The organism is Mesorhizobium sp. ORM8.1, from assembly GCF_053005525.2.
Genome location: NZ_CM132600.1, coordinates 1,031,239 through 1,053,437 on the forward strand (window position 1 = coordinate 1,031,239; position 22,199 = coordinate 1,053,437).

Below are 22,199 nucleotides of genomic sequence, written 5' to 3' on the forward strand. Positions count from 1 at the left end.
CGCAGAGCATCCGGAAAACAAGGGCCCGCCGGAGCGGGCCTTGTTTTCATTGAAGTTTCCAAACCTTACTTCGTCAGATCAAGCGCAGCCGTCAGGTCGCCCAGCGGCGGCTGGCCGTTGGCGGCGAGCGCCTTGTCGCGCAGGACGATGCCCTGCAGCACCGGCAAATCGTAGCGGTTGGTGATGAAGCGCAGGATCGAGGTGGTGTCGTACTGCGTGTGGTCGACCGTGCCCGCCTTCGCATAGGGCGAGATGATGAAGGCCGGGACGCGGTTGCCCGGCCCCCAGCGGTCGGCCTTGGGCGGCGCGACGTGATCCCAGAAGCCGCCGTTCTCGTCATAAGTGACGACGACCAGCATATGCGGCCATTGCGGGCTCTTTTCGAGATGCGCAACGAGGTCGGCCAGATGCTGATCGCCGCTGGTCACGTCGGCATAGCCGCTGTGCTCGTTGAGGTTGCCTTGCGGCTTGTAGAAGGAAACCGCCGGCAGCTTGCCGTCGTCGATCGCCTTGATGAACTCCTCGCCGCCAAGGCCGCCGTCGCGCAGGTGCGCGGTCCGCGCGGCTGTGCCCGGAGCATAGGCCGCGAAATAGTTGAACGGCTGGTGGTGGAACTGGAAGTTCGGCACCGGCGTGGCGTTCTTGCCGTCGAGCGCCGCCTGCCAGGCGCCGGAATACCAGGCCCAGTCGATACCTTTGAGCGACAACAGATCGCCGATGGTGACCTCGTGCTGCGGCGGCAGCGTGGTCGGTTGCGTCGGATCGGCCAGAGCCGCATCGCCACCCTCGGCCGGCTTGTTGGCGCTCGGCTGATATGGCGGCTGCATGGTGTTGACGGCGTAGAAGTCTGGCGTGATCGCGCCGTCGCTGACGAATTTCGGCACGCCGCCAAGTGCCGAAGGCGGCGAGTTGTCGGCCACCTTCAGCGTCGTGCCATCAGCCTCGACGACGGCGATCTGGCCCTTCACCGGGCTGGTATCGGCATGCGGGTAATAAGGTACGCAGGCGCAGGCCAGCATGAAGTGGTTGAGGAAGGAGCCGCCGAAGGCGCCCTGGAAGAAATTGTCGGCCAGCACATATTTCTGGCCGACCGCCCACATCGGCAGATGCGAGCCGTCATAATGGCCCATCACCAGCGAGCCGGAATCGGCCCAGGCGACGAACTTGTCGTTCTTGCCGGCATCTATCTGCATCTGCTCCTGGTAGAAGCGGTGCCAGAGATCATGCGTGATGACGTTGGTGCCTTCGTTGAAACCCTTAGGGTCGTCGATGGCAAAGACCGCGTTGGCGAGATGCTCGGTCTGAGCCTCCGTCACCGCCGGCGTCACGCCCTTGCCGGTCAGCCCGCCCCAGGCCGGCGGCAGCTCGGTGAGCGGCTTGCCGTCGCGGTCGAGCTGGCGCGCCTGGTCGGCCGAGACATTGGCAAGGCCATTGGCGCCGGGGAAGCCGCCATAGAGATTATCGAAGCTGCGGTTCTCGGCGTAGATGACGACGACGGTGTCGATCTTGTCGTAGCCGGGAGGAGCGGCCTGCGCGACGGCGGCGGCCGATGCCAGCGCCGTCGAAGCGAGGCAGAGCGAGAGGAAGGACCTGGTCATTGGAGAATGCCTCGTGGCTGGGGACATGGCTGGAGGAACGTTCAGACGCTAGGGCTGGCGGTTGTCAGCTTTGTGACAGGCGGCGGATGCGTGGGGATAGCAGGACAGAGGGGGGCGCCAAGGAACGCGACGCGGGCAAAGTTAGACCTCACCGAACGGTCATCACTCCGTAGCAAAGCCGGCTTACGCAAATGCAGAAACGGACTGGCTGCCATGAAACAATGGACAACCGCCACGCTTGCGGCGCTTGCAGGTATCGCAATCCTATGGCCAGCCGCCGGGCTGCCTGCCGGCAGCGTCCACCCCGGCCCCCTATCGCGCGCCGATGCCTTCGCGCGGGCGCAGGCACTCACCGCGCTGGGGCGAAAAATGTTCTTCGATCCGGCGCTGTCGGCGTCGGGCAAGCAGGCCTGTTCGTCCTGCCATGATCCCAACCATGCCTTCGGTCCGGCCTCCGCCTCGCCGGTCGAGATGGGCGGGCCAGGCCTCGACCAGCCTGGACAGCGCGCCGTGCCCTCGCTGCGCTACCTGCAGGCGACGCCGGCCTTCAGCGAGCATTTCTACGATTCCGAGGACGAAGGCGACGAGAGCGTCGACAACGGCCCGACCGGCGGCCTGACCTGGGACGGCCGCGCCGACCACGGCAAGGACCAGGCCAGGATCCCGCTGCTGTCGCCTTTCGAGATGGCGAACAAGGATGAGGCACAAGTGGTCGCCAGCCTGCGCAAGGCGCCCTACGCCGGCGCCTTCAAGGCGGCTTTCGGCGCCGATGTGCTCGACCATCCGCAAGACGCCTTCGCCGCCGCTGTCGAGGCGCTGGGCACGTTCGAGCAGAGCAGCGCCGACTTCTATCCGTATTCCAGCCGCTACGACGCCTTCCTCGCCGGCAAGGCGCAGCTGAGCGCGCAGGAACTGCATGGCCGCATGGTCTTCGAGGACGAGACCAAGGGCAATTGCGCGAGCTGCCATTTGAGCGAACCCGCCAACGACGGCGAGCCGCCGCAATTCACCGACTACGGCCTGATCGCGATCGCCGTGCCGCGCAATCCGGCGATCCCCGCCAATGCCGATCCCAACTATGTCGACCTCGGCCTGTGCGGCCCGCTGCGCACCGACTTCAAGGGGCGCACGGAATATTGCGGCCTGTTCAAGACGCCGACGCTGCGCAATGTCGCGCTGCGAAAAGTTTCTTCCACAATGGCTATTTCCACACGCTGCGCGAGGCGGTCGCCTTCTATGCCAGCCGCGACACCGACCCTGGTCGCTGGTATCCGAAGAACGCCGACGGCACGGTCAGGAAATTCGACGATTTGCCCAAAGCCTACTGGCCGAACCTCAACACCGATCCGCCCTTCAACGGCAAGAAGCCCGGTGACAGGCCGGCGCTGACCGACGCCGAGATCGACGACATCGTCGCCTTCCTCGGCACGCTGACCGACGCCGACCAGGCCGGGCAGTGACGGCTGATCCAGCGCCGCCGGATTTTTCGATCCACAGACGCAACCAGCGATTGCTCGCTGAAACCACCTGGCTAGAATGCGCCCAATCGTGTTGCAGCAGCGCTGCGGGGTTCGATTGGTGGGGCGGGTGGCATTGGTTCGAGCATGGCTGAAACCGTCATGGTGGGCGCTCGCCTTCCTCCTGCTGCCGCTCGTCCCTGCCGTGCCGGCCGCCGCTGCCATTCAGAAATATGACGATCATCCGGCCTGCGACGGCAAAACAGTCGACCCGACGCGGCGCATCGCAGCCTGCACGCAGATCATCGAGGACAGGGCGGAGCCATCGTCAAACCGCTCTACTGCGCACGTCATTCGCGGCAATGCCTTCGGTACGCGGGGAAACTACTTTCTGGCCATCGAGGATTACGATCGGGCGATCGAACTCGAGCCGGCAAACGCTGATGCATACTACAACCGAGCCATCACCTGGACGCGGGAAAAGGACACCGATCGTGCCATTGCGGACTACGACAAGGTGATCGAACTCCGCCCGAAGGACGCCGACGCGTTCTATGGGCGCGGCATTCTTTTGGACGACAAAGGACAAAGCGACCGCGCCATATCGGATTTCGACAAGGCAATTGATCTCGGGGCCAACGATATCGGCGTCTACCTCAACAGAGGTGTGTCCTGGAGGCACAAGGCCCGTTACGACCGCGCCATCGCCGACTTCGACAAGGCGGCTTCCCTGAATGGGAATGACCCTCTGGTTTATGAGATCCGCGCCATTACCCGATACGACATGGGCGATTATGATCACGCTATTGGCGACTGGGATCGAGTGATCGCCATCGACCCCAAGCGCCCGGACGCTTACGCCATGCGCGCCACGGTCTGGTCTCGCAAGGGCGACTACGACCGGGCGATTGCCGACTACGGTCGCGCGATCAGCCTGGAGCCCGCCAATGCCAAACACTACTACGACAGGGGTTTGGTGTGGAAAAAGAAGAAAGACTACGACCAGGCGATCGCCGACTATGATCAAGCGATCAATCTCGATCCTAAAGATGCCGACGCCTATAACAGCCGGGGGCTCGTCTGGGCGCAAAAGGGCGACGAGGACCGTGCGATAGCCGACTTTGGCAGGACGATCGCCATCGATGCAAATTCTCCCGGCGCATTCGCCAATCGAGGCAACGCCTGGTTCAGGAAGGCCGACAACAGCCACGCCATTGCCGACTACGATCAAGCGATCGCGCTCAAGCCGGCCTACGCAGCCAATTATCGCCGGCGCGCGGCACTGTGGAGAAGAAAGGGCGAGCATGAGCGGGCTATTGCCGACTACGACCGGGCCATCAGCCTCGATCCGAAAGATGCCCGAAGTTATGACGGCCGTGCCTTGATCTGGTTCGACAAGGGCGAATATGCCCGCGCAGTTGGCGACTACAATGAAGCGATCGCTCTCGACCCCAAGCTTGCCTATGCCTATCTCGGCCGCGGCATCATCAGCTTCCATTCCGGCGACCCCGTCAAGGCCACCGCCGATTTCCGGCAGGCCACCGCCCTCAGGCAGGACGATGCTTATCCAGCCATCTGGCTCGACCTCGCCGAGCGGCTCGGCGGCGGGCCTGATCATCTGCGCGAGGCGACGCCCAAGCTCGACATGAAGAAATGGCCGGCGCCAGCGGTGCGCATGCTGCTTGGCGAAACAAGCCTTGCGGAGGCGCTGGCCACGGCCGCCGATCCGGACCCGCGTAAGGACAGCGGCAACCACTGCGAGGCAAACCTGTTTGCCGCGGAACTCGCGCGGCTTGAGGGACAAGGCGACGAGGCGATGCGGCTCTACCGGACCGCCGCCCGGGACTGTCCCAGCGATGACTACGAAGGTCTCGCTGCGAAGGCCGCGCTGCATGAGATGGCGCCATGAGTGCAAAGCAGAGAACGACGTGCGCGCCAGAAGGATCTGGACCGAACGGCCGACATTTTTGCCTGAGCCGGCCGGTTCTTGCCGCCACGGCCCTGCTGCTCGTCTCTATGCTGCCCGCCCTCGGCGCCAGCAGCGATTGCATGAGCGACGACGAGGTCGATCAGACGGTGCGCATCCAGGCCTGCACGCGCATGATCGACGACGCGAGGAGCCGCGCCGCAACCATGTTATCGCCTATTTCAAGCGCGGCAATGTGTGGGCCGAGCGACATGACTATGACCGCGCCATCGCCGATTTCAGCGCCATGATCGACCTCGATCCGACACAGGCCAATGGCTATTACAACCGTGGGATCAGCTGGATTTTTAAAGGGGAGCAGGACAAGGCTTTCTCGGATTTCAACAAGGCTGTCGAAGACCTCAGCAACGCAATCAGTCTCGATCCAAAGAACAGCAACTATTACTACAATCGTGGCGTCGCCAATTCCTTCAGGGGCGAGAACGACGCGGCTCTTGCCGACTACAGCAAGGCAATCGATCTCGATCCTCATGACGCCGCAGCGTTCCACAATCGAGGGCTTGTATGGGCAAGAAAACGTGACAACGAGCGCGCCATCGCCGACTTCGATCAAGCTATCGACCTCAACCCGAGCGATGTGGACGCGCTCAACAGTCGCGCCGATGCCTGGGAGAGCAAGGGCGACGAGGCGCGCGCGCTCGCCGACTACGAAGCGGTGATCCGCCTCGATCCCAAGAACACGCATGCTTACTACCGGCGAGGCAATGCTCGATTGGCCAAGACCCGACTATGATGGCGCCGTCGCCGACTATGACCAGGTGGTCGCGCTCGATCCGAAAGACGGCAGCGTCCGCTACGTTCGAGGCCGTGCCTGGTGGGGTAAGGGCAACCTCGACCGGGCGCTGACCGATTTGGATGCCTCGATCAGCCTCGATCCAAAATTCGCCCTGGCTTACAACAGCAGGGGCATGATCTGGGCCGACAAAGGAGAGCACGATCGCGCCATTGCCGACTACGATCAGGCGATCATCCTCGACCCGTATTATGTCGACGCTTACAACAATCGGGGCGAGGCACGGGCAGCAAAGGGCGATTTGGACCGCGCCGTCGTCGACTACGGCAACGCGATACGCTTTGCTCCAACAATGGCCACGCCGTTTGCCAACAGGGGTTTCGCGCTCGTGGGCAAGGGTGAACTCGATCGCGCCGTCGCTGATTGCGACCAGGCGATTGCCCTCGATCCAAAACTCGCGATCGGGTATTTTTGTCGGGGCGCGGCGTGGGTGCGACGGGGCGACAACGACCGCGCCGCCGCCGATTTTACCGCAGCCATTGGATTGAACCTGACAAAACCCTTCGCCTTCGTCGCCAGAGGCTCGGTCTGGGCCACCAAAGGCGACTATGCAAAGGCCATCGCCGACTACGACCAAGCGATCGCCCTCGATCCGAGCTTCGCCAAGGCCTATGGAGGCCGCGGCCTGGTCCATTTCTATTCCGGCGCTCTTGCCGAGGCCCTGGCCGATTTTCGGCAGACGGGCACCCTCAAGCCCGACGACGCCTATGCCGCCATCTGGCGCGAACTGGCCGAGCGGCGTACCGGCTTACCCGGCCATCTGCGGGAGGCGACAGCCAAGCTCGACATGGCGAAATGGCCGGCGCCGGTTGTGCGGATGCTGCTCGGCGACAAGACGGCGGCCGAGACACTGGCGGCTGCCGAGGATTCCAACCCGGAGACCAAACGGGGACAGGTATGCGAGGCGAATTTCTACACGGCGGAAGCCGACCGGCTGCAGGGACATAATGAGGAGGCCTTGCGGCTCTACAGGCTGGCCGCCAGCGATTGCCCGAAGGGTTTCGTCGAGTATCGCGCGGCGACGATGGCGCTGCGTGCGCTTAGCGCCGCGCCGTGAGAAAGAAAGCCGGCGCTTCTAGAAAATCAAAAGGATCGGCATGCAGTTTGGCGGGGCAAGTCGGCTATGCCGGCTGCGCGCCTGATGCTGTGACGCCATCCGGTCGCTGACCGTTAAGCGAGCACCATGTGTGAGCTAGGTCATAGCAACGCCAAACAGCGTCTGCTATATTAGCAGTTCTTCAGAGCGGGGGCTCGAATGAGATTTGTTGCGGTGCAGGAGCCGCCTCACGACAGTTGGGCGGTGTTCGACCCGGGCACCGACGCGCCGGCCGAATATGCGGGCCTAGTGCTGATCGGCCTGACCTTGCATGAAGCACGCCGGTTCGTCGCCGTCGCCAACGATCACACAGGCCGGCCGCAACACAGTCGGCCGGTCCGGCTGCAATTGGTCAGGTCGAGCCCGGATGGCGCGGTCCCGGCCTCGGAAAAGCACAACCGCACCGGCAGTTAGGGGCGCGCGCTGCCGCATTGATTCAAGGCAACGCCACCTAACGTCCCCTCACCCAGCCGGCGCGTAGCGGTTCACCACCATGCCGCTGGCATAGGCTTTCGAGCCGATCAGTTTCAGCCTGGAAAAACCGCCCTGGTCGAAGATGCGGCGGCCGGCGCCGAGCACGGCCGGATTGATGAAAAGCTGGAACTCGTCGACGAGGCCGGCGGCAATCAGCGCCGAGGCGAAGCCGGCGCCGCCGAACACGGCGATGTCGCCGCCCGCGCCTTGCTTCAAGGCATTGACCTCGCGCGGCAGGTCGCCGCCTACGGCCCGCGTGCGCTCCCAGCGCGAGGCCTCGAGCTTGTCGCTCGGCACCACCTTCTGTGCCTCGACGATGCGCTGGGCGAAGGCATAGAAGCGGTCCTTCGGATACTTCCTGGCCGTATTGCCCCAGTGGGTGAGATAGCCCTCCTCGGCCATCTTGCGGCTCAAGAGAATGGTGTCGACGGTCTCGAAAACGGCGTTGAAATCCTGCTTGAGCGCCTCGTCCCAGCCGTTGTCGTCGCCCCACTCCCAGAGCTGCCAGGGGTAGTCCGCATCGGCGCCGACGAAGCCGTCGACCGACATCTGCATCTGAAGGATGAGCTTTTTCATTGTCATTCTCCTCATGCTGCGGCGTCCAATGATTTACTTTCGGAACTATTTGACACACCGCAAGAATGGTGTCAATAGTAAAGTGATTTAAAAATGGAACCATGCCCATGTCGACCAAGGGACGGTCCGGCTGCCCGATCAATCTCTCGCTGGAACTGCTTGGCGACCGCTGGACGCTGCTCATCATCCGCGACTTGGTCTTCGCCGGCAAAAAGCATTTTCGCGAGTTCCTGCAATCCGATGAGGGCATTTCCTCGCGCACGCTGGCCGAGCGCCTGCAGACGTTGGTCGATGAAGGCATCCTCACCCGCAGCGACGACCCCAGCCATGGGCTGAAGGCGATCTACCGGCTGACCGAGGCCGGCATCGACCTGTTGCCGGTGCTGGCAACGCTTGGCGCCTGGGGCAGCAAATACCGCAGCGCCGACGACGAGCTCGCCAAGATCGCCGATCAACTCGCGGCCGGCGGCGAGCCGGCGCTGGCGCGGATGAAAGAGCAGCTCAGGGCCGAGCATCTGGGATAGGACGCTCGCGTCGCTCGATCGGAAGACGATCGCATCGCCCTCGCCAGCCCGGCAGCAATGCCCAGGCTCAGCCGCGCAAGATGTGTTTCTGGATCTTGCCGGATGCGGTGCGCGGCAGGGCTTCGACGCGCAGAAACTCCTTCGGCACCTTGTAGCGGGCGATGCGGGCGGCGCAGTGAGCGGCAAATGCCGCCGGGTCGAAAACCCGGTCAACGCCCTTCAGCACGACGAAGGCGCGGCCGACCTCGCCCCAGCGCTCGTCGGCGATGCCGATGACAGCCGCTTCGGCAATGTCGGGATGATCGAGCAGCGCCATTTCGACCTCGGCCGGATAGATGTTCTCGCCGCCGGAAATGAACATGTCCTTGCGGCGGTCGACGAGGGTGACGAAGCCGTCATCGTCCCGGCGCGCGATGTCGCCGGTGCGGAACCAGCCATCTGAGGTGAAGGCCTGCGCCGTCTCGTCCGGCCGGTTCCAGTAACCCGGCGTGACGTTGGGGCCGCTGAGCCATATCTCGCCGGTCTGCCCGGCTGCGACGTCTCGGCCACCGTCATCGACGATGCGCAGCGACAGCGATGGCGCCGGCATGCCGGCGGAGCCCGCCTTGCGCGCGATCTGGCCGGCCTCGACGGGCATGCCAAGCACGGTGCCGGCCTCGGTCATGCCGAAGCCGTCGACCATGCGCACGCCTTGTTCCAGCCACCAGAGGATATCGGCGGCGGGATTGGGCGCGCCGCCGGTGAAGATGGCGGTCAGCGTGGTCCAGCGCGCTGGCGCGAATGCGGCGTCCGCGCGCAGCATTCTGGCCATTTGCGGGACGCAGAAATAGTGGGTGACGCCGAGTTCGGGATCCGCCAGCCGGCGGTTCGTGAGCTCGGCTTCGAAGCCAGGCGAGATCAGCACGGCGCCGCCTTGCAGCAAGGGCGGGCGCAGGCTGGTGATGAGGCCGATGACATGGAACATCGGCGCGTCGCACAGGAAGACACTTGCATTGCCGACCCGCCCCAGCACGCCGAAATTGACCGCGGTGGCGAAGGCGTTGCGCTCGGTGACGATCACCCCTTTCGGCCGGCCCGACGTGCCCGACGTGTAAAGGATGATCGATGGCTGGTCGGCTGCCGGCAAGGGCCGGCGCGGCGCCGGCGCCTGCGCTTGCACCGTCGCCGCGAAGTCGGGGACCTCGACCGGCGTGCAGCCTTTTGGCGGCGCCGTCTCGAACGCGCCATCGTGCAGCAACAGCGCGGGATCGCAATCGGCGAGGATCGCCTGTTGCTCAACTGCTGCGAGCCGCCAGTTGACCGGCACGAAGATGGCGCCGAGGCGCATGGCGGCCTGCTGCAGGATCAGCAGGTCGGCGCTGTTGCGGGCGACGGTGGCGATACGCTGTCCCGGCTCGATGCCGTAGCTGCGATCCAGCACGGCCACGGCGCGCTGGATCGCCTCATCCAGTCTGCCATAGGTCCAGCGCCGCCCGGAAGCGAGGTCGACGCAAGCGATGCGTTCGGGCTGCGTGGCGGCGTGCAAGGCCACGGGATCGGGCGTCGTCCAGGCCGGCATCTCGCATCTCCTCCCCGATCAGATTTTGGCCGATCACCTTGCCTTGTCGTAGGCGCCGAGGCCGGGCTTGTAGCTCTTTTCGTCGATGAACTGGCGGATGCCTTCCTTGCGGCCGTCATTGTCGTAGGAATTGGCCGCCTCTTGCGCGCGCACCAGATAGTCTTCGGCATTGTCGTAGGTCATCTCGCCAACACGGCGGATGGCGTCCTTGGTCGCCTTCAGCGCGACGGGATTTTTCTTCAGCAGAATGTTGGCCACTTCCGTGACGCGCGCCCGCAAGTCCTTGAGTGGCAGGCTTTCATTGACCAGCTTCCAGGCCGCCGCTTTCCTGCCGTCGATCAACTCGCCGGTCAGCGCGTGGTACATGGCGTCGCGCATCGACAGCAGATCGACCACCACCTTGGTGGCGCCGCCGCCGGGCAGGATGCCCCAGTTGATCTCGGACAGCGCAAACTGCGCCTCGTCGGCGGCGAAAGCCAGGTCGCAGGCAAACAGCGGGCCGTAGCCGCCGCCGAAGCACCAGCCATTGACCATGGCGATGGTCGGCTTGCGATACCAGCGCAGCCGCCGCCACCAGCCATAGGCCTCGCTTTGCGCCTTGCGGACGGCGCCGAGGCCCTTGGCTTCGGTCTCGCGAAAATACTCCTTGAGGTCCATGCCGGCCGACCAGGCATTGCCTTCGCCGGTCAGCACCAGCACGCCGACATCGTCGCGATATTCGAGTTGGTCGAGCACCTCCATCATGCGCCGGTTGAGCGGCGGGTTCATGCAATTGCGCTTGTCAGGGCGGTTGAAGCGTACCCAGGCGATGCCGTCCTCGATGTCGAAGGCTACGGTGTCTTCGGTCATGGCAACAACTCTCCTCCTGCTTGCAGGCTGTGGGACGAGCCAAGAGCCGTGCTCCTGCGGCCCCTGTATCAATTCCGCCCTGATAATTGCTATGTTTCATAGCTTTTATAATCACTATGTCGCATAGTGTTTTCTCCTTGACAAGGGCTTTGATCGCGGTGATCGCTTGCGGCATGGACGAGACAAGAGACCGCACCGGTTCCGACGAGACGAGCAGGGTCGCGCCCGAAGACCAGCTCGACGCGCAGATCGGCTACAATCTGCGGCGCGCTTCGGCCCTGGCGCTCAACGATTTCGCGGTCGAGCTGGCCGATGCCGCGCTGCGCCCGGTCACCTACGGCATGCTGGCCTTGATCGACGAAAGGCCGGGCATTCGCGCCGCCGAGCTTTGCCGCCAGCTCGGCATGAAAAGCGCCAACATGGCGCCGTTGCTTGCCGAACTCGAGGAGCGGGGACTGGTCGAACGCGACGACCACGCGCAGGACAAGCGCGTGCAGGTGCTGGCTTTGACCAAGGCAGCCAAGCAGGCGATGCCGGCATGGCGCCGGCACGTACGCCGGCACGAGGACCGGTTCCTGCAGCGACTGACGAAAAAGGAACGGGCAACACTGCTGCGCCTGCTGCGCCTGATCTGGAGCGAGGACGGCTCAAATTAAAAATTGACTCTTTAATAGCGCTGCCCGCGGCTGTTGGAGATGGGGATCTTGCTAATGATGGATCGGTGCGCGCTCGCGGGGCTTTTGCTGGCCACGACCTTCCTGCACGCGCCGTATGCGCTGGCGCAGCAGAAATCGGAGGTGCTGGCGCCGATCGAGGTCCAAGGCGAGGCCGACGGCAAATCCGGCTTGTGGTGTTCGCGGATTGGGTCGGGCGTGTGGTGTTCGCGCTAACCGAGTTGCCGGCCGGCGTGCTGTCGGTGCTGATCGGGAGTGTCGCTGTGGTGGGGGTTGGTGGGGAGGCGGGCGGCGCGCTGAGGTTGGCGCGAGGCCCCCCTCTCTGGCCTGCCGGCCATCTCCCCCTCAAGGGGGGAGATCAGCAACTTTGACGACGGCGCTCATCTTGCAACGTTTGTAATTGGCGAAAGCCGATGCAAAAGCCAATCTCCCCACTTGAGGGGGAGATGTCCGGCAGGACAGAGGGGGCGTGCCCCGCTGCCATCGACGACTGTCCTCTTCACATCCTGTCAGCAGTCCCCACCCTACCCGTTCTCCGCCCACCTCACCCTTGCTAGGCTCGCGCCACCCACAACAGGATCGCCTCGCATGATCGTCCAGGCCTGTATCAACGGTGCCCGTCCCGCCGACTTCCACCCGGCACTGCCGCTCGACCCCGACGCCATGGCGCGCGACGCCGCGGCTTGCATCGCGGCGGGCGCGGCCGAACTGCATGTCCACGCGCGCGGCGCGGACGGCCGCGAGAGCCTGGCGCCCGAAGCGATGGACAGAACCGTGGCCGCGTTGCGCCGCGCCTGCCCCGGCACGCTGATCGGCGTCTCCACCGGCGCCTGGATCGAGAAGGACGACCTGCGCACCCTGGTCGCCATCTCAAGCTGGCGCGAATTACCGGACTATGCCTCGGTCAATCTCAGCGAGACAGCCGCACCCATCGTCATGGAAAGCCTGCGCCAGCGCGGCATCGGCATCGAGGCCGGCCTGGCTTCCATCGCCGACGCCGAGCGGCTCGTCGGCCTCGACCATGGCGGCCGGGTGCTGCGCGTGCTGATCGAGATTTCCGAGCAGACGATTGATGAGGCGTTTGGTGTCGCCGACGGCATCGAACAGGTGCTGCAGCGCACCGGCATCCACCGCTCCATCCTGCTGCATGGCGAGAACGCGACGGTGTGGCCGTTCGTCGAACGGGCGGCCGCGCGGAAATTTTCGACGCGCGTTGGATTGGAGGACGGCAAGGAATTGCCGGACGGCAGCGTGGCGGATGGCAATGCCGCGCTGGTGGCGGCGGCGGTGGGGATCTTCAAAGCCGGCCGATCGGCGTAGCTGCAAACTCCCCTCTTGCTGTTATTAAAAATTTCTCATAGGCTATTTTCATATCAGGAAGAAATTCCATCTTATTTTTCTCCTTTATGAAAGCCAAACCTTTGCGTGAGCATCTTGATCAAACCGATCGACGGCTGGTCAAGCTGTTGTCGCAGGATGCCCAACCCGGCATCAACCGGCTCGCCGAGACGATGGCGATCTCGGTGCCGACGGTGCGCTCAAGGCTGCGCAATCTGCTCGACCGCAACCTGCTGAAGATCGTCGGGCTGTTGAACTTGACCGAGCGCCCAGAGCTGATCTCGGCCATTGTCGGCATCAATGCCCAGGGGCGAGGTAAGGCCCGCGAACTGGCGCAGCGCATTTCCGAACTGCCCTTCGTCAATTCGGCTTCGGTGGTCACCGGGCGCTTCGACATCATTGTCGACGTCACCGTGGCCGGCGATGTCGCCGATCTCTACCGCATCACCAGCGAATTGATCCCGGGCGCCGGCATTCCCGGCGAAGTGGTGCGCAGCGAAACCTTCGTCGTCATGGCATCGTGCAATAAATGGGTCAGCCTGCCGGAAGGTTGCTGGTCGGAAGATGCTCCCCGCAAGGAGCCGGTATGAAAATAGCGGTTCTCGGCGGCCTCGGCCTGCAAGGACGAGCGGCCATCGCCGATCTCGTCGCCAGCGCCGGTGTCGAGGAAATCGTCTGCGTCGATACGGCAGCTGACGGCCCTGCCCGGCTTGCCGGCCTGACCGACCTTTCCCGCGTCCGTTTTGTTGTGCCTGAGGGTGCCATCGGTCCGGCACTGACCACGGTGCTGGCGGATGTGGACGCCGCCATCGATCTGTTGCCGCAGCCATTGATGCGTGAGGCGGTGCAGGCCGCGATCGCGACCCGCACGCCGCTGGTCACCACCAATTACGGCAAGGCCATTGCCGATCTGGCGCCCGAAGCTGAACAGGCCGGCGTATCTGTCATGACCGAATGCGGGCTCGACCCCGGCATCGACCTCGTGCTCTACGCGCGCGCCGCAAAACAGTTCTCTACGATTTCTTCGATCGATTCCTATTGCGGCGGCATTCCCGAGCCGAAGGCGATGGCCAAGCCGCTCTGCTACAAGGTGAGCTGGAACTTCGACATGGTTTTGGTCAGCCAGAACCGCGACAGCGTGATGATCGAGGATGGCAAGCGCGTCGAAGTGCCGGCCGGCCGGCAGCACGACAACCGCTTCATCCACGAGATCGAGGTCGCGGACCTCGGCAGGCTGGAAGCCTTTCCCAATGGCGACGCGCTGCACTATGTCGAGATGCTGGCTGGCGCGAAAGGGCTGCAACGCTCGGGGCGCTATACGCTGCGCTGGCCGGGCTGGTCGGCGTTCTGGGCGCCGCTGAAGGAACTCGGCTTCCTTTCCGAAGACAAGGTGCCCGGCATCAGCGCCAGCCCGCGCGAATTTCTCGGCAGGCTGCTCGGCCCTCAATTGCAGTACGGCGCCGACGAGAAAGACCTTTGCGTGATGCGCAATGTCTTCTCCGGCCTCGAGGGCGGTCGCGCCAAGACGGTGACATCGGACCTGATCATCGAACGCGATCTCGGCTCCGGCCTGTTCGGCATGAGCCTCGGCGTCGGCTATCCCGCGAGCATTGTCGCGCAGATGCTGGCGCGGCGCGAGATCACCACACCGGGCCTTTTGAACCCGCTGCTGCATGTGCCGGACGGACCCTTCTTCGACGAACTGGCCAAGCGCGGCATCAGGGTTTCCGAGACGGTGGCCTGGGACTGAGGAGACGGATTTTCGAACGGTGGCTGCCGCCGGCAAACGGCGCTGCCGCTCAAAAAGGAGCCCCGGGAATCCGCGGGCAAAACAACAGCTACAACAGGGAGGAATGCCACATGAAGATTGCCAAGCTTTTCATCGCCGGACTTGCGCTTGCGGGCCTTGCCACGGCGGCCAGTGCCGGAACGCTCGACGAGATCACCAAGCGCGGCGAACTGCGCGTCGCCGTGCAGACGCAAGGACCGCCCTTCTCGCTGGTCGGCGCCAATGGCGAACGCACCGGCAGCTCGGTCGAACTCGCAGAACTGATGGCCAAGGAAATGGGTGTGAAAATCACCTTCCTCGACTTCGACTGGGATGGGCTTATCCCGGCGCTCTTGTCGGGCAAGGCCGATCTGCTGGTCGCCGACATGACGCCGACGCTGGCGCGCGGCATGAAGGTCGCCTTCACCACCCCTTACATGTACACGGGCAGCACCGTCTTCACCAAGGCCGACAGCAAGTTCAAGACCACCGCGGACTGCAGGGCCAAGGGCACCAAGATCGCCGTGCTTTTGGGCGCCACCGGCGAGAAGGAAGCCAAGACCGCCTTCCCCGATGCCGACATCAAGAGCTACAAGGGCGGCGGTCCGCTCCTGCTCGACGCTGTCAACAACGGCCAGGCCGATTGCGGCGTCAACGACGTCTCGGCGGTCAAGGGCCAGTCGACAGCCTATCCGGCCGGCAGCTTCACCATCATGCCGGAGCTGTTGTCGAAGGAGCCGCTTGCCTTCGCCACCCGCTATGACGAGCCGGACCTGCTGGTCTGGATGAACCTGTTCCTCAACCAGGTCACCATCGACGGCCGCCTGCAGAAGAACCTCGACTACTGGGTCAATTCCGACGCCTGGAAGAAGGATCACTGAGGAATTAGCCAGTAGCGAATAGGAGTAGCGAATAGGGAATGGCCGTTCCGGCCATGCTTTGCTGCTCCCTATTTCGCTACTCGCTATTCACCACTGGCCCCCTCTCACCACCGCGCGCCAATGCTCGAAAATTTCAGCTTCCGCACCATCGTCGAATATCTGCCGCTGTTCGGGCAGGGCCTGGTCACGACCGTCTGGCTGTCGGCGCTGTCCTTCGTCGGCGCGCTGGTCGTCGGCATCGTTCTGTGCGCCATGAATTTGCAGCGCGGCTGGCTGTTTCGTGCGCCGGCCAAGGCCTATATCGACGCCGTGCGCGCCACGCCCTTGCTGGCGCAGCTCTATTTCCTCTATTTCGGCCTGCCCCGGCTTGGCTTCGTCCTGCCGGAACTCGTCGTCGGCATCCTCGCGCTGTCGTTGAACAGCGGCGCCTACATCGCCGAGATCATTCGCGCCGGCATCCTGTCGATCCCGCGCGGCCAGGTCGAGGCCAGCGTCGCTTCGGGCATGACCTATGTCCAGCGCATGCGCCTGGTCGTCCTGCCGCAAGCCTTCAAGGTGACGATCCCGCCACTGCTCGGACAGGCAATCGTGCTGGTCAAGGATTCCGCGTTGCTATCGCTGATCTCGGTTGCCGAACTGACCCGCGCCGGCCAGCTGCTCGCCTCCGATCGCTTTATGCCGGCGGAAGGCTTTCTCACCATCGCCGCCTTTTATTTGCTGCTCTACTACTGCCTGAAAGGGCTGGCTGTGCTCTCCAGCCGCTGGCTTGGCACAGCGGGGGCGCGGACATGATCTGGCAACAGTTCCTCAGCCTCGCCGGCTCCTATCAGCTGGCCTTGCGCGGCCTCGGCATGACCGTGGTGCTGTCGCTGATCAGCCTGGTGCTGGGCACGACCCTCGGCTTCGGCCTCGGCATCTTGCGCACCGGCGGCAACCGGCTGATCTCGGACGTCATCGGCGCCTGGGTCGACCTGATCCGCGGCACGCCGTTCCTGGTGCAGATTTTTCTGATCTTCTTCATCCTGCCGGAGTTCGGCATCGAGCTCGACGCCTTCACCGCCGGCATCATCGCGCTGACCGATCTGGCCGCCTGCTTCATCTGCGAGATCGTTGCCGCCGGCATTCGGTCCGTGCCCACAGGCCAGGTCGAGGCGGCTCTGGCGTCCGGTCTGTCGCGCTGGCAGCGCATGCGCCAGGTGGTTTTGCCGCAGGCGATGCGCATCGTGCTGCCGCCGCTGGTCGGGCAATATGTGTTGCTGATCAAGGATTCTTCCGTCGTCTCGGCGATCGGCCTGACCGACCTCACCCGCGTCGGCTGGCTGGTGGTGCAGCGCGTGCCCAACGGCCTGCTGGTCTTCTTCCTGGTCGGCGTCGGCTATTTCATCGTCTGCTACCCGCTGATCATGCTGGCCCGCCGACTCGAGCGTCGCATGGGTGCGGCCCATGGTGAGGTGCAGTTGTGACATCGAACACCAAAGGGCCGACCGCCATGACCAACCTGACCAAAACCGGCATGATCGACTTTCGCGGCGTCAACAAATGGTTCGGTGCGCTCAACGTGCTGAAGGACATCACGCTCAGCGTCGAGCCGCGCGAAGTGGTGGTCGTGTGCGGCCCGAGCGGCTCGGGCAAGAGCACGTTGATCCGCTGCATCAACGGGCTGGAGGCGATCAAGGACGGCGATCTCATCGTCGACGGCCAGCGCCTCGGCGACCCCACCACCAACATGACGCAGCTGCGCACCGAGATCGGCTTCGTCTTCCAGTCGTTCAACCTCTATCCGCACAAGACTGCGCTTGAGAACGTGACGCTGGCGCCGATCCATGTCCGCAAGATCCCGCGTGCCGAAGCCGAGCAGGCCGGGCGCGACTTGCTGGCCAAGGTCGGCCTCGCCGACAAGGTGAACGCCTATCCCTCACAGCTGTCCGGCGGCCAGCAGCAGCGCGTGGCGATCGCGCGCTGTCTTGGCATGCGGCCCAAGATCATGCTGTTCGACGAGCCGACCTCCGCACTCGACCCCGAGATGATTTCCGAAGTGCTCGACGTCATGGTCGCGGTGGCCGAGGAAGGCATGACCATGATGGTGGTGACGCACGAGATGGGTTTTGCCCGCAAGGTGGCGCAGCGCGTTGTGTTCATGGATGCCGGCGCCATCGTCGAAAGCGGCACGCCGGAGGAATTCTTCTCCGCTCCGAAGACCGACCGCAGCCGCGCCTTCCTGAGCAAGATTCTACGGCATTAGCCATCTAGCAGGCTGTTGAAAAACTGTTTTGTTCACGGAACGTATCAGAATCAGACCGAGCACAAATCAGATTCAAAACGGGTATCTCGGATCCTTTTTCAACAGCCTGCTAGATGGAATCGGGATGGCCTGCTGTCTGAGCATGATCCTCTCCGGAGACCGGTTCAGGATCATGCCTCACTGCGTGTCCGCGTTGGCCCTCAATTCCGCGCGCTTCTCGTCCGATACCACCGCCAGGTCCAGCACCTTCTGCAGGCCCGCCGTGTGGCGGAAGGTCGGCTCGGTCTGCGCGCCGCTCCTCACCGCCTCGACGAAGCGCTGGTAGTTGGTCGGCACGGTGCCGGCATCGATCTCATCCCATTTGGCGGTCTCGATGTTGTCGCCGACGCAGGCCTTCAGAGCCGAGCCTTCCAGATTGTGCACCACCTCGACGCCGCCCTTGTCACCGTAGATGCGCAGGCGCAGTTCATTAATGTGGCCGGTCGCCCAGCGGCTGGCATGGACCACGCCGAACGCGCCATTGGAAAAATCCAGCGTCATGGCGAAACTGTCATTGGCGTCGAGATCATATTCGCCGATGCGGTTGCCCGGCGCCTTGTCGAAGGCGCGCAGGCGGCAGAACACATGGTCGATGTCGAGCGCCGCGCCATAGCTGGCGAAATCCAGGATGTGGATGCCGACATCGCCGAGCACGCCGTTTGAACCATGGCCGCGCGACAGCCGCCACAGCCATTTCGGGTCGGTGCGCCAGTCGCCCCAGAATTTCGACACCAGCCAGCTCTGCAGATAGGACGCCTCGACATGGCGCACCGTGCCGATCTCGCCGTTGAGCACCATCTGGCGCGCCCTCTGCAGCGGCGCGACGTTGCGGTAGGTGAGGTTGACCATGTTGACGATGCCGGCGGCTTCCGCGGCATCCGCCATCTCGTTGGCCCTGCCGAAGTTTTCCGCCAGCGGCTTCTCGCACAGCACCGGCTTGCCGGCGGCGATCAGCGCCATGGTGGTCTGGTGATGGATGCGGTCCGGCGTGACGTTGGCGACAGCGTCGAAGGCGCCCCAGTCGAGCGCGGCTTCCAGCGAGGTGAAGCGCTTCGGGATCTTGAAGCCGTCAGCAAATTCACCGACCCGCTTTTCATCGACATCGACGGCCGCCACAAGCTCGACGCCATCGATGGCGCTGAAGCGTCGGGCATGTTCCTGCGCCATCCAGCCAGTACCAAGTATCAAAAGCCGCATTCTTTTTGCTCCCTGAGCGAATTGGTTCGATTCAATGATATGCCAATTTGGCCTACAGCAATTCCAGGAAAAGTGTGAGCGGTTTTCCGTCCGGAATTGCGTAAAACAAAGAGTTAGAGCGGTTCGCCGTTTCCGTGAAACGGTGAAACGCTCTAAGCGTTATCGTCACGCAATTCCAGATGGCATGTTTTAGCGGAAGCCGGCCTCGCCGGAGGCATGCAGTTTGCCGCCGCGCTCGACGATCGGCTCCAGCGCCTTGTCGACCGGCACGTTCGGCGCGTCGAGGATGGCGGGTCTCGTGCCCTGCGGGTTGTGCGCCCATTTCACAGCGTTGCGCAGCACCTTCTGCACTGTCGCGTCGTGATAGGTCGGGTAGGTTTCGTGCCCAGGCCGGAAGTAGAAGACGTTGCCGGCGCCACGCCGGTAGGTCAGGCCCGAGCGGAACACCTCGCCGCCCTGGAACCAGGAGATGAACACGGTCTCCAGCGGCTCCGGCACGGCGAACTGCTCGCCATACATTTCCTCGTTCTCGAGCTCGAAGAATTCACCGACGCCTTCGGCGATCGGATGGTTGGGGCTGGTCACCCAAAGCCGCTCGCGCTCGCCCGCCTCGCGCCATTTCAGCGTGCAGGGCGTCCCCATCAGCCGCTTGAAGATTTTCGAGAAATGCCCGGAATGGAGCACGATCAGCCCCATGCCTTGCCACACCCGGCGCGCGACGCGCTCGACGACCTCGTCGGCCACAGCGCCGTGGTCCTTGTGGCCCCACCAGACCAGAACATCGGTCTCGGCCAGGCGGGACTCCGGCAGGCCGTGCTCGGGCTGCTCCAGCGTCGCGGTGGAGGCCGAGATACCGGCGTCGGCGTTCAGCGCCTTGGCGATGGTGGCGTGCATGCCTTCGGGATAGAGGGCGGCGACCACCTCATTGGTCCGCTCATGGATGTTCTCGCCCCAGACGACAGCGCGAATTGTCATGGTATCCTCGTGATGATTGTGAGCCGGAGCCGCCCGACGGATAGTCATAAAGGCTTCGGGCGGTATTGGAAGCGGTTTTCGCCCGTGCTCGCCAACGCCTTCGGCTTCGTTCTGGGATGGGAATTCGCAGAGCCAATTGGCAAACACCCTTTCCCATGCGCATATGAGCCATGGGCGAAGTGGTTGCAGGGGTGGCGATCTTTGCTTGTCTGGCCGGGGCGGCGCTGGCCAGCCTGATGATCTATCCGCACTTTCCCGAACATCATCGCCAGGACGATACCAGTGCCGTGGTGCGGCTTTCGGCCAATCTCTTCGTGGTGATGTCCTCACTGGTGCTCGGCCTGATGATCAACTCGGCCAAGAACACCTTCGAAACCATCGACCACAACGTCCACAATTTCGCGACGCAGCTGATCATTCTCGACCGCTCGCTGCGCCAATACGGACCGGACACCGCCGACGCGCGCGCCACGCTGACCGCCTATCTGCAACGGCTGGTCGACGCTACCTCGCCGACGCAGAGAACACCGGCGGTAGCCAACCGGCTTTCGGAACTGCTGCTCAACAAGGTCGGCGACCAGCTGGCGGATCTGACGCCGCCGGAAGCCAAGCGCGCCGCCGCGTTGCAGGCCGCGACTCAGCAACTGCAGAAGGTGATCGAGCAGCGTTGGGTGCTGGTCGGACAGTCCGACGGCATCATTCCCGTGCCGCTGATCCTTCTGCTGGTTGCGTGGCTGATGCTGATCTTCGCCAGCTTCGGCTTCCGCGCGCCACGCAACGCAACCATCGTCGGCACCTTCATCGTCTCGGGCGCGCTGGCCTCCGCGGCGCTCTATCTGATCTTGGACATGGACACGCCCTTCACCGGACCGATCCAGGTCTCGACAACGCCGTTGCAGCGGGCGCTGACCGAACTGACGCAGTGAGATCAACGCCGGGCTAAGGCATCGACCAGCCAGCTCGCCGCCACCTCGGCGCCATCTGTGCGAACCTTGCCGCCGATGACGCCAGCCCGCGCCCGGACCTCCGGCGCCAAGGCAATCTCCAGCGCCGCCGCCAGTGTCTCCGTCGTCGGCGTCGGCCCGTCATGCGCCGCCCCTATGCCAAGCTCCGCCGCCCTCCGCGCCCAATAGGGCTGGTCGCCGATCTGTGGCACGATCACCTGCGGCGCCCCTGCCCGCGCGGCGGCGACGGTGGTGCCGGCGCCGCCGTGATGCATCACAGCCGCGACACGGCCGAACAACGCCTGCTGGTTGACCTCGCCGACAGCGAAACAATCGTCGCGGTCGTCGATCAGATCGAGTTCGGCCCAGCCATGCGCGAGCACCGTGCGGAGCCCTCTGGCGCGGATCGCCTCGATGGCTGCCCGCGCGGCCTCCTTGGCGACCGCTATCGAGCCGAAGCCGACATAGACCGGCGGCGGGCCGGCCTGAAGGAACGCTTCCAAGTCGTCCGGCAGCAGCCGCTCGTCGGCCAAGATGCAGGCGCCGGTCTGCACGGCATCGATCAGCTCGGAAGGCTGCCACGGCCCCAGCGTCGGATCGCACATGAGCAGCACGCTATCGCCATGGACATAGTCGCGGACATTGTCCAACGCAGGCAGGCCGAGCGATACGCGATGACCATTGATCGCGTCGCCGAACAACGCGTTCCTGGTAGCGTTGTCGAGCTTCCATAGGGTCCGGTTGTCGGTGACATCAGGTGGAAGCGGGTGTCCCGGATATTCATGCGGCCTGTTGTGCTCGGACGGCAGCCAGATCGGACAAAAGGTGCCGAGAATGTAGGGAATGCCCTTTTTCTCGGCGACCAGCCGCGCTGCGGCGCAGGATGGAAACAGGCCGAACGCCACCACGGCGTCGCAGCCTTCGGCGGCCGTGCTCAGCGCATCGTATTGCCGCGCGACGATCTCCGCCGCCTGGCCCGAGATCAGCCTGGCTATGCCATCGGGCGAGGACGCACGCCGGCACCGGATCATCTCCTTCGCCCATTCGCGCACCGGCGCGAAGGCCGGCGCCAGCGGCACGCCGGCGCGGGCAAGCAGCGACGCAAACTCCGCATCGCCTGGAGCGCTGACCCGCGCCTCGACGCCAAGCGCCTGTAACGCCGCGCCGAGCGCCGCCAGGGGCTCGACGTCGCCACGCGAGCCATAAGTCGACAGTAAAATCCGCATGCC

At 64.0% G+C, this 22,199-nt stretch carries 22 protein-coding genes and 1 pseudogene; 16 read left to right on the forward strand and 7 right to left on the reverse strand.

Features of this window, described 5'->3' with window-relative positions:
* Positions 1–65 precede the first annotated feature (65 nt).
* A complete protein-coding gene (locus ACVDG8_RS05375) occupies positions 66–1,598 on the reverse strand; it encodes an acid phosphatase (protein WP_447253776.1) in 1,533 nt (510 codons plus the stop codon).
* 213 nt (positions 1,599–1,811) lie between these two features.
* On the opposite strand from ACVDG8_RS05375, the pseudogene ACVDG8_RS05380 reads away from it, so the two are divergent.
* The 5 genes and pseudogenes from ACVDG8_RS05380 to ACVDG8_RS05400 all read left to right on the forward strand — a co-directional run bounded on the left by ACVDG8_RS05380 (position 1,812) and on the right by ACVDG8_RS05400 (position 7,345).
* Positions 1,812–3,058, forward strand: a pseudogene (locus tag ACVDG8_RS05380) (cytochrome-c peroxidase).
* A gap of 127 nt (positions 3,059–3,185) precedes the next feature.
* The gene (locus ACVDG8_RS05385; protein ID WP_447253778.1) at positions 3,186–4,964 is read left to right on the forward strand and encodes a tetratricopeptide repeat protein; all 1,779 of its coding nucleotides are present in this window, start codon (positions 3,186–3,188) and stop codon (positions 4,962–4,964) included.
* A gap of 304 nt (positions 4,965–5,268) precedes the next feature.
* Complete coding sequence (locus ACVDG8_RS05390; protein WP_447253780.1) at positions 5,269–5,775, forward strand: tetratricopeptide repeat protein; 507 nt, start codon at positions 5,269–5,271, stop codon at positions 5,773–5,775.
* On the forward strand, positions 5,726–6,892 hold the full coding sequence (locus tag ACVDG8_RS05395; RefSeq protein WP_447253781.1) for a tetratricopeptide repeat protein: 1,167 nt from the start codon (positions 5,726–5,728) through the stop codon (positions 6,890–6,892). Before ACVDG8_RS05390 ends, ACVDG8_RS05395 begins: the two co-directional genes overlap by 50 nt.
* Before the next feature lie 198 nt (positions 6,893–7,090).
* Positions 7,091–7,345 carry a hypothetical protein gene (locus ACVDG8_RS05400; protein WP_447253782.1) on the forward strand — a complete coding sequence of 85 codons (255 nt, stop codon included), beginning with the start codon at positions 7,091–7,093 and terminating at the stop codon, positions 7,343–7,345.
* A 48-nt stretch (positions 7,346–7,393) separates the two neighbouring features.
* Here the strand turns inward: ACVDG8_RS05400 and ACVDG8_RS05405 are convergent, their stop codons facing one another.
* On the reverse strand, positions 7,394–7,981 hold the full coding sequence (locus ACVDG8_RS05405) for a dihydrofolate reductase family protein (protein ID WP_447253783.1): 588 nt from the start codon (positions 7,979–7,981) through the stop codon (positions 7,394–7,396).
* A 107-nt stretch (positions 7,982–8,088) separates the two neighbouring features.
* Between ACVDG8_RS05405 and ACVDG8_RS05410 the strand changes: the two genes are divergently transcribed.
* Entirely contained in the window at positions 8,089–8,505 is a 417-nt protein-coding gene (locus ACVDG8_RS05410; protein WP_447253784.1) for a winged helix-turn-helix transcriptional regulator, read from the forward strand.
* 67 nt (positions 8,506–8,572) lie between these two features.
* Here ACVDG8_RS05410 and ACVDG8_RS05415 read toward each other — a convergent pair whose 3' ends face one another.
* Positions 8,573–10,063: an AMP-binding protein gene (locus ACVDG8_RS05415; protein WP_447253785.1), complete on the reverse strand. Its 1,491-nt coding sequence runs from the start codon at positions 10,061–10,063 to the stop codon at positions 8,573–8,575.
* A 33-nt stretch (positions 10,064–10,096) separates the two neighbouring features.
* The gene (locus tag ACVDG8_RS05420; protein WP_447253786.1) at positions 10,097–10,912 is read right to left on the reverse strand and encodes a p-hydroxycinnamoyl CoA hydratase/lyase; all 816 of its coding nucleotides are present in this window, start codon (positions 10,910–10,912) and stop codon (positions 10,097–10,099) included.
* 173 nt (positions 10,913–11,085) lie between these two features.
* Here ACVDG8_RS05420 and ACVDG8_RS05425 point away from each other — a divergent pair, with 173 nt between their 5' ends.
* The 9 genes from ACVDG8_RS05425 (at position 11,086) to ACVDG8_RS05465 (ending at position 17,815) form a co-directional block, all read left to right on the forward strand.
* A complete protein-coding gene (locus ACVDG8_RS05425) occupies positions 11,086–11,568 on the forward strand; it encodes a MarR family winged helix-turn-helix transcriptional regulator (protein WP_447253787.1) in 483 nt (160 codons plus the stop codon).
* Positions 11,569–11,622: 54 nt separating this feature from the next.
* Positions 11,623–11,802 carry a hypothetical protein gene (locus ACVDG8_RS05430; protein ID WP_447253788.1) on the forward strand — a complete coding sequence of 60 codons (180 nt, stop codon included), beginning with the start codon at positions 11,623–11,625 and terminating at the stop codon, positions 11,800–11,802.
* A gap of 372 nt (positions 11,803–12,174) precedes the next feature.
* Positions 12,175–12,906, forward strand: coding sequence for a 3-keto-5-aminohexanoate cleavage protein (locus tag ACVDG8_RS05435; RefSeq protein ID WP_447253789.1), 732 nt, complete (start codon positions 12,175–12,177; stop codon positions 12,904–12,906).
* 101 nt (positions 12,907–13,007) lie between these two features.
* A complete protein-coding gene (locus ACVDG8_RS05440) occupies positions 13,008–13,514 on the forward strand; it encodes an Lrp/AsnC family transcriptional regulator (RefSeq protein ID WP_447253790.1) in 507 nt (168 codons plus the stop codon).
* A complete protein-coding gene (locus ACVDG8_RS05445; RefSeq protein ID WP_447253791.1) occupies positions 13,511–14,674 on the forward strand; it encodes a saccharopine dehydrogenase family protein in 1,164 nt (387 codons plus the stop codon). The genes ACVDG8_RS05440 and ACVDG8_RS05445 overlap by 4 nt, the downstream gene beginning before the upstream one ends.
* A gap of 110 nt (positions 14,675–14,784) precedes the next feature.
* Positions 14,785–15,573 carry an ABC transporter substrate-binding protein gene (locus tag ACVDG8_RS05450; protein WP_447253792.1) on the forward strand — a complete coding sequence of 263 codons (789 nt, stop codon included), beginning with the start codon at positions 14,785–14,787 and terminating at the stop codon, positions 15,571–15,573.
* A gap of 120 nt (positions 15,574–15,693) precedes the next feature.
* On the forward strand, positions 15,694–16,365 hold the full coding sequence (locus ACVDG8_RS05455) for an amino acid ABC transporter permease (protein ID WP_447253793.1): 672 nt from the start codon (positions 15,694–15,696) through the stop codon (positions 16,363–16,365).
* Entirely contained in the window at positions 16,362–17,036 is a 675-nt protein-coding gene (locus ACVDG8_RS05460; protein ID WP_447253794.1) for an amino acid ABC transporter permease, read from the forward strand. The genes ACVDG8_RS05455 and ACVDG8_RS05460 overlap by 4 nt, the downstream gene beginning before the upstream one ends.
* A 26-nt stretch (positions 17,037–17,062) precedes the next feature.
* Positions 17,063–17,815, forward strand: a complete 753-nt coding sequence (locus ACVDG8_RS05465; RefSeq protein WP_447253795.1) for an amino acid ABC transporter ATP-binding protein — start codon at positions 17,063–17,065, stop codon at positions 17,813–17,815.
* 177 nt (positions 17,816–17,992) lie between these two features.
* On the opposite strand, the gene ACVDG8_RS05470 is transcribed toward ACVDG8_RS05465, so the two are convergent.
* Together ACVDG8_RS05470 and ACVDG8_RS05475 are read right to left on the reverse strand one after the other, a co-directional pair.
* Positions 17,993–19,051: a Gfo/Idh/MocA family protein gene (locus ACVDG8_RS05470; protein ID WP_447253796.1), complete on the reverse strand. Its 1,059-nt coding sequence runs from the start codon at positions 19,049–19,051 to the stop codon at positions 17,993–17,995.
* Between the two features lie 189 nt (positions 19,052–19,240).
* Complete coding sequence (locus ACVDG8_RS05475; RefSeq protein WP_447253797.1) at positions 19,241–20,026, reverse strand: ThuA domain-containing protein; 786 nt, start codon at positions 20,024–20,026, stop codon at positions 19,241–19,243.
* Positions 20,027–20,196: 170 nt separating this feature from the next.
* On the opposite strand from ACVDG8_RS05475, the gene ACVDG8_RS05480 reads away from it, so the two are divergent.
* A complete protein-coding gene (locus ACVDG8_RS05480) occupies positions 20,197–20,952 on the forward strand; it encodes a bestrophin-like domain (RefSeq protein ID WP_447253798.1) in 756 nt (251 codons plus the stop codon).
* A gap of 2 nt (positions 20,953–20,954) precedes the next feature.
* Here ACVDG8_RS05480 and ACVDG8_RS05485 read toward each other — a convergent pair whose 3' ends face one another.
* Positions 20,955–22,196 carry a glycosyltransferase gene (locus ACVDG8_RS05485; RefSeq protein WP_447253799.1) on the reverse strand — a complete coding sequence of 414 codons (1,242 nt, stop codon included), beginning with the start codon at positions 22,194–22,196 and terminating at the stop codon, positions 20,955–20,957.
* Positions 22,197–22,199 lie beyond the last annotated feature (3 nt).

Coding starts and splice junctions, on each gene's coding strand:
- ACVDG8_RS05405 (WP_447253783.1), bottom strand. CDS start 7,981: ATGAAAAAGCTCATCCTTCAGATGCAGATGTCGGTCGACGGCTTCGTC.
- ACVDG8_RS05425 (WP_447253787.1), top strand. CDS start 11,086: ATGGACGAGACAAGAGACCGCACCGGTTCCGACGAGACGAGCAGGGTC.
- ACVDG8_RS05460 (WP_447253794.1), top strand. CDS start 16,362: ATGATCTGGCAACAGTTCCTCAGCCTCGCCGGCTCCTATCAGCTGGCC.
- ACVDG8_RS05470 (WP_447253796.1), bottom strand. CDS start 19,051: ATGCGGCTTTTGATACTTGGTACTGGCTGGATGGCGCAGGAACATGCC.
- ACVDG8_RS05395 (WP_447253781.1), top strand. CDS start 5,726: ATGCTTACTACCGGCGAGGCAATGCTCGATTGGCCAAGACCCGACTAT.
- ACVDG8_RS05480 (WP_447253798.1), top strand. CDS start 20,197: ATGGGCGAAGTGGTTGCAGGGGTGGCGATCTTTGCTTGTCTGGCCGGG.
- ACVDG8_RS05445 (WP_447253791.1), top strand. CDS start 13,511: ATGAAAATAGCGGTTCTCGGCGGCCTCGGCCTGCAAGGACGAGCGGCC.
- ACVDG8_RS05450 (WP_447253792.1), top strand. CDS start 14,785: ATGAAGATTGCCAAGCTTTTCATCGCCGGACTTGCGCTTGCGGGCCTT.
- ACVDG8_RS05475 (WP_447253797.1), bottom strand. CDS start 20,026: ATGACAATTCGCGCTGTCGTCTGGGGCGAGAACATCCATGAGCGGACC.
- ACVDG8_RS05485 (WP_447253799.1), bottom strand. CDS start 22,196: ATGCGGATTTTACTGTCGACTTATGGCTCGCGTGGCGACGTCGAGCCC.
- ACVDG8_RS05375 (WP_447253776.1), bottom strand. CDS start 1,598: ATGACCAGGTCCTTCCTCTCGCTCTGCCTCGCTTCGACGGCGCTGGCA.
- ACVDG8_RS05465 (WP_447253795.1), top strand. CDS start 17,063: ATGACCAACCTGACCAAAACCGGCATGATCGACTTTCGCGGCGTCAAC.
- ACVDG8_RS05410 (WP_447253784.1), top strand. CDS start 8,089: ATGTCGACCAAGGGACGGTCCGGCTGCCCGATCAATCTCTCGCTGGAA.
- ACVDG8_RS05455 (WP_447253793.1), top strand. CDS start 15,694: ATGCTCGAAAATTTCAGCTTCCGCACCATCGTCGAATATCTGCCGCTG.
- ACVDG8_RS05420 (WP_447253786.1), bottom strand. CDS start 10,912: ATGACCGAAGACACCGTAGCCTTCGACATCGAGGACGGCATCGCCTGG.
- ACVDG8_RS05390 (WP_447253780.1), top strand. CDS start 5,269: ATGATCGACCTCGATCCGACACAGGCCAATGGCTATTACAACCGTGGG.
- ACVDG8_RS05435 (WP_447253789.1), top strand. CDS start 12,175: ATGATCGTCCAGGCCTGTATCAACGGTGCCCGTCCCGCCGACTTCCAC.
- ACVDG8_RS05400 (WP_447253782.1), top strand. CDS start 7,091: ATGAGATTTGTTGCGGTGCAGGAGCCGCCTCACGACAGTTGGGCGGTG.
- ACVDG8_RS05415 (WP_447253785.1), bottom strand. CDS start 10,063: ATGCCGGCCTGGACGACGCCCGATCCCGTGGCCTTGCACGCCGCCACG.
- ACVDG8_RS05430 (WP_447253788.1), top strand. CDS start 11,623: ATGATGGATCGGTGCGCGCTCGCGGGGCTTTTGCTGGCCACGACCTTC.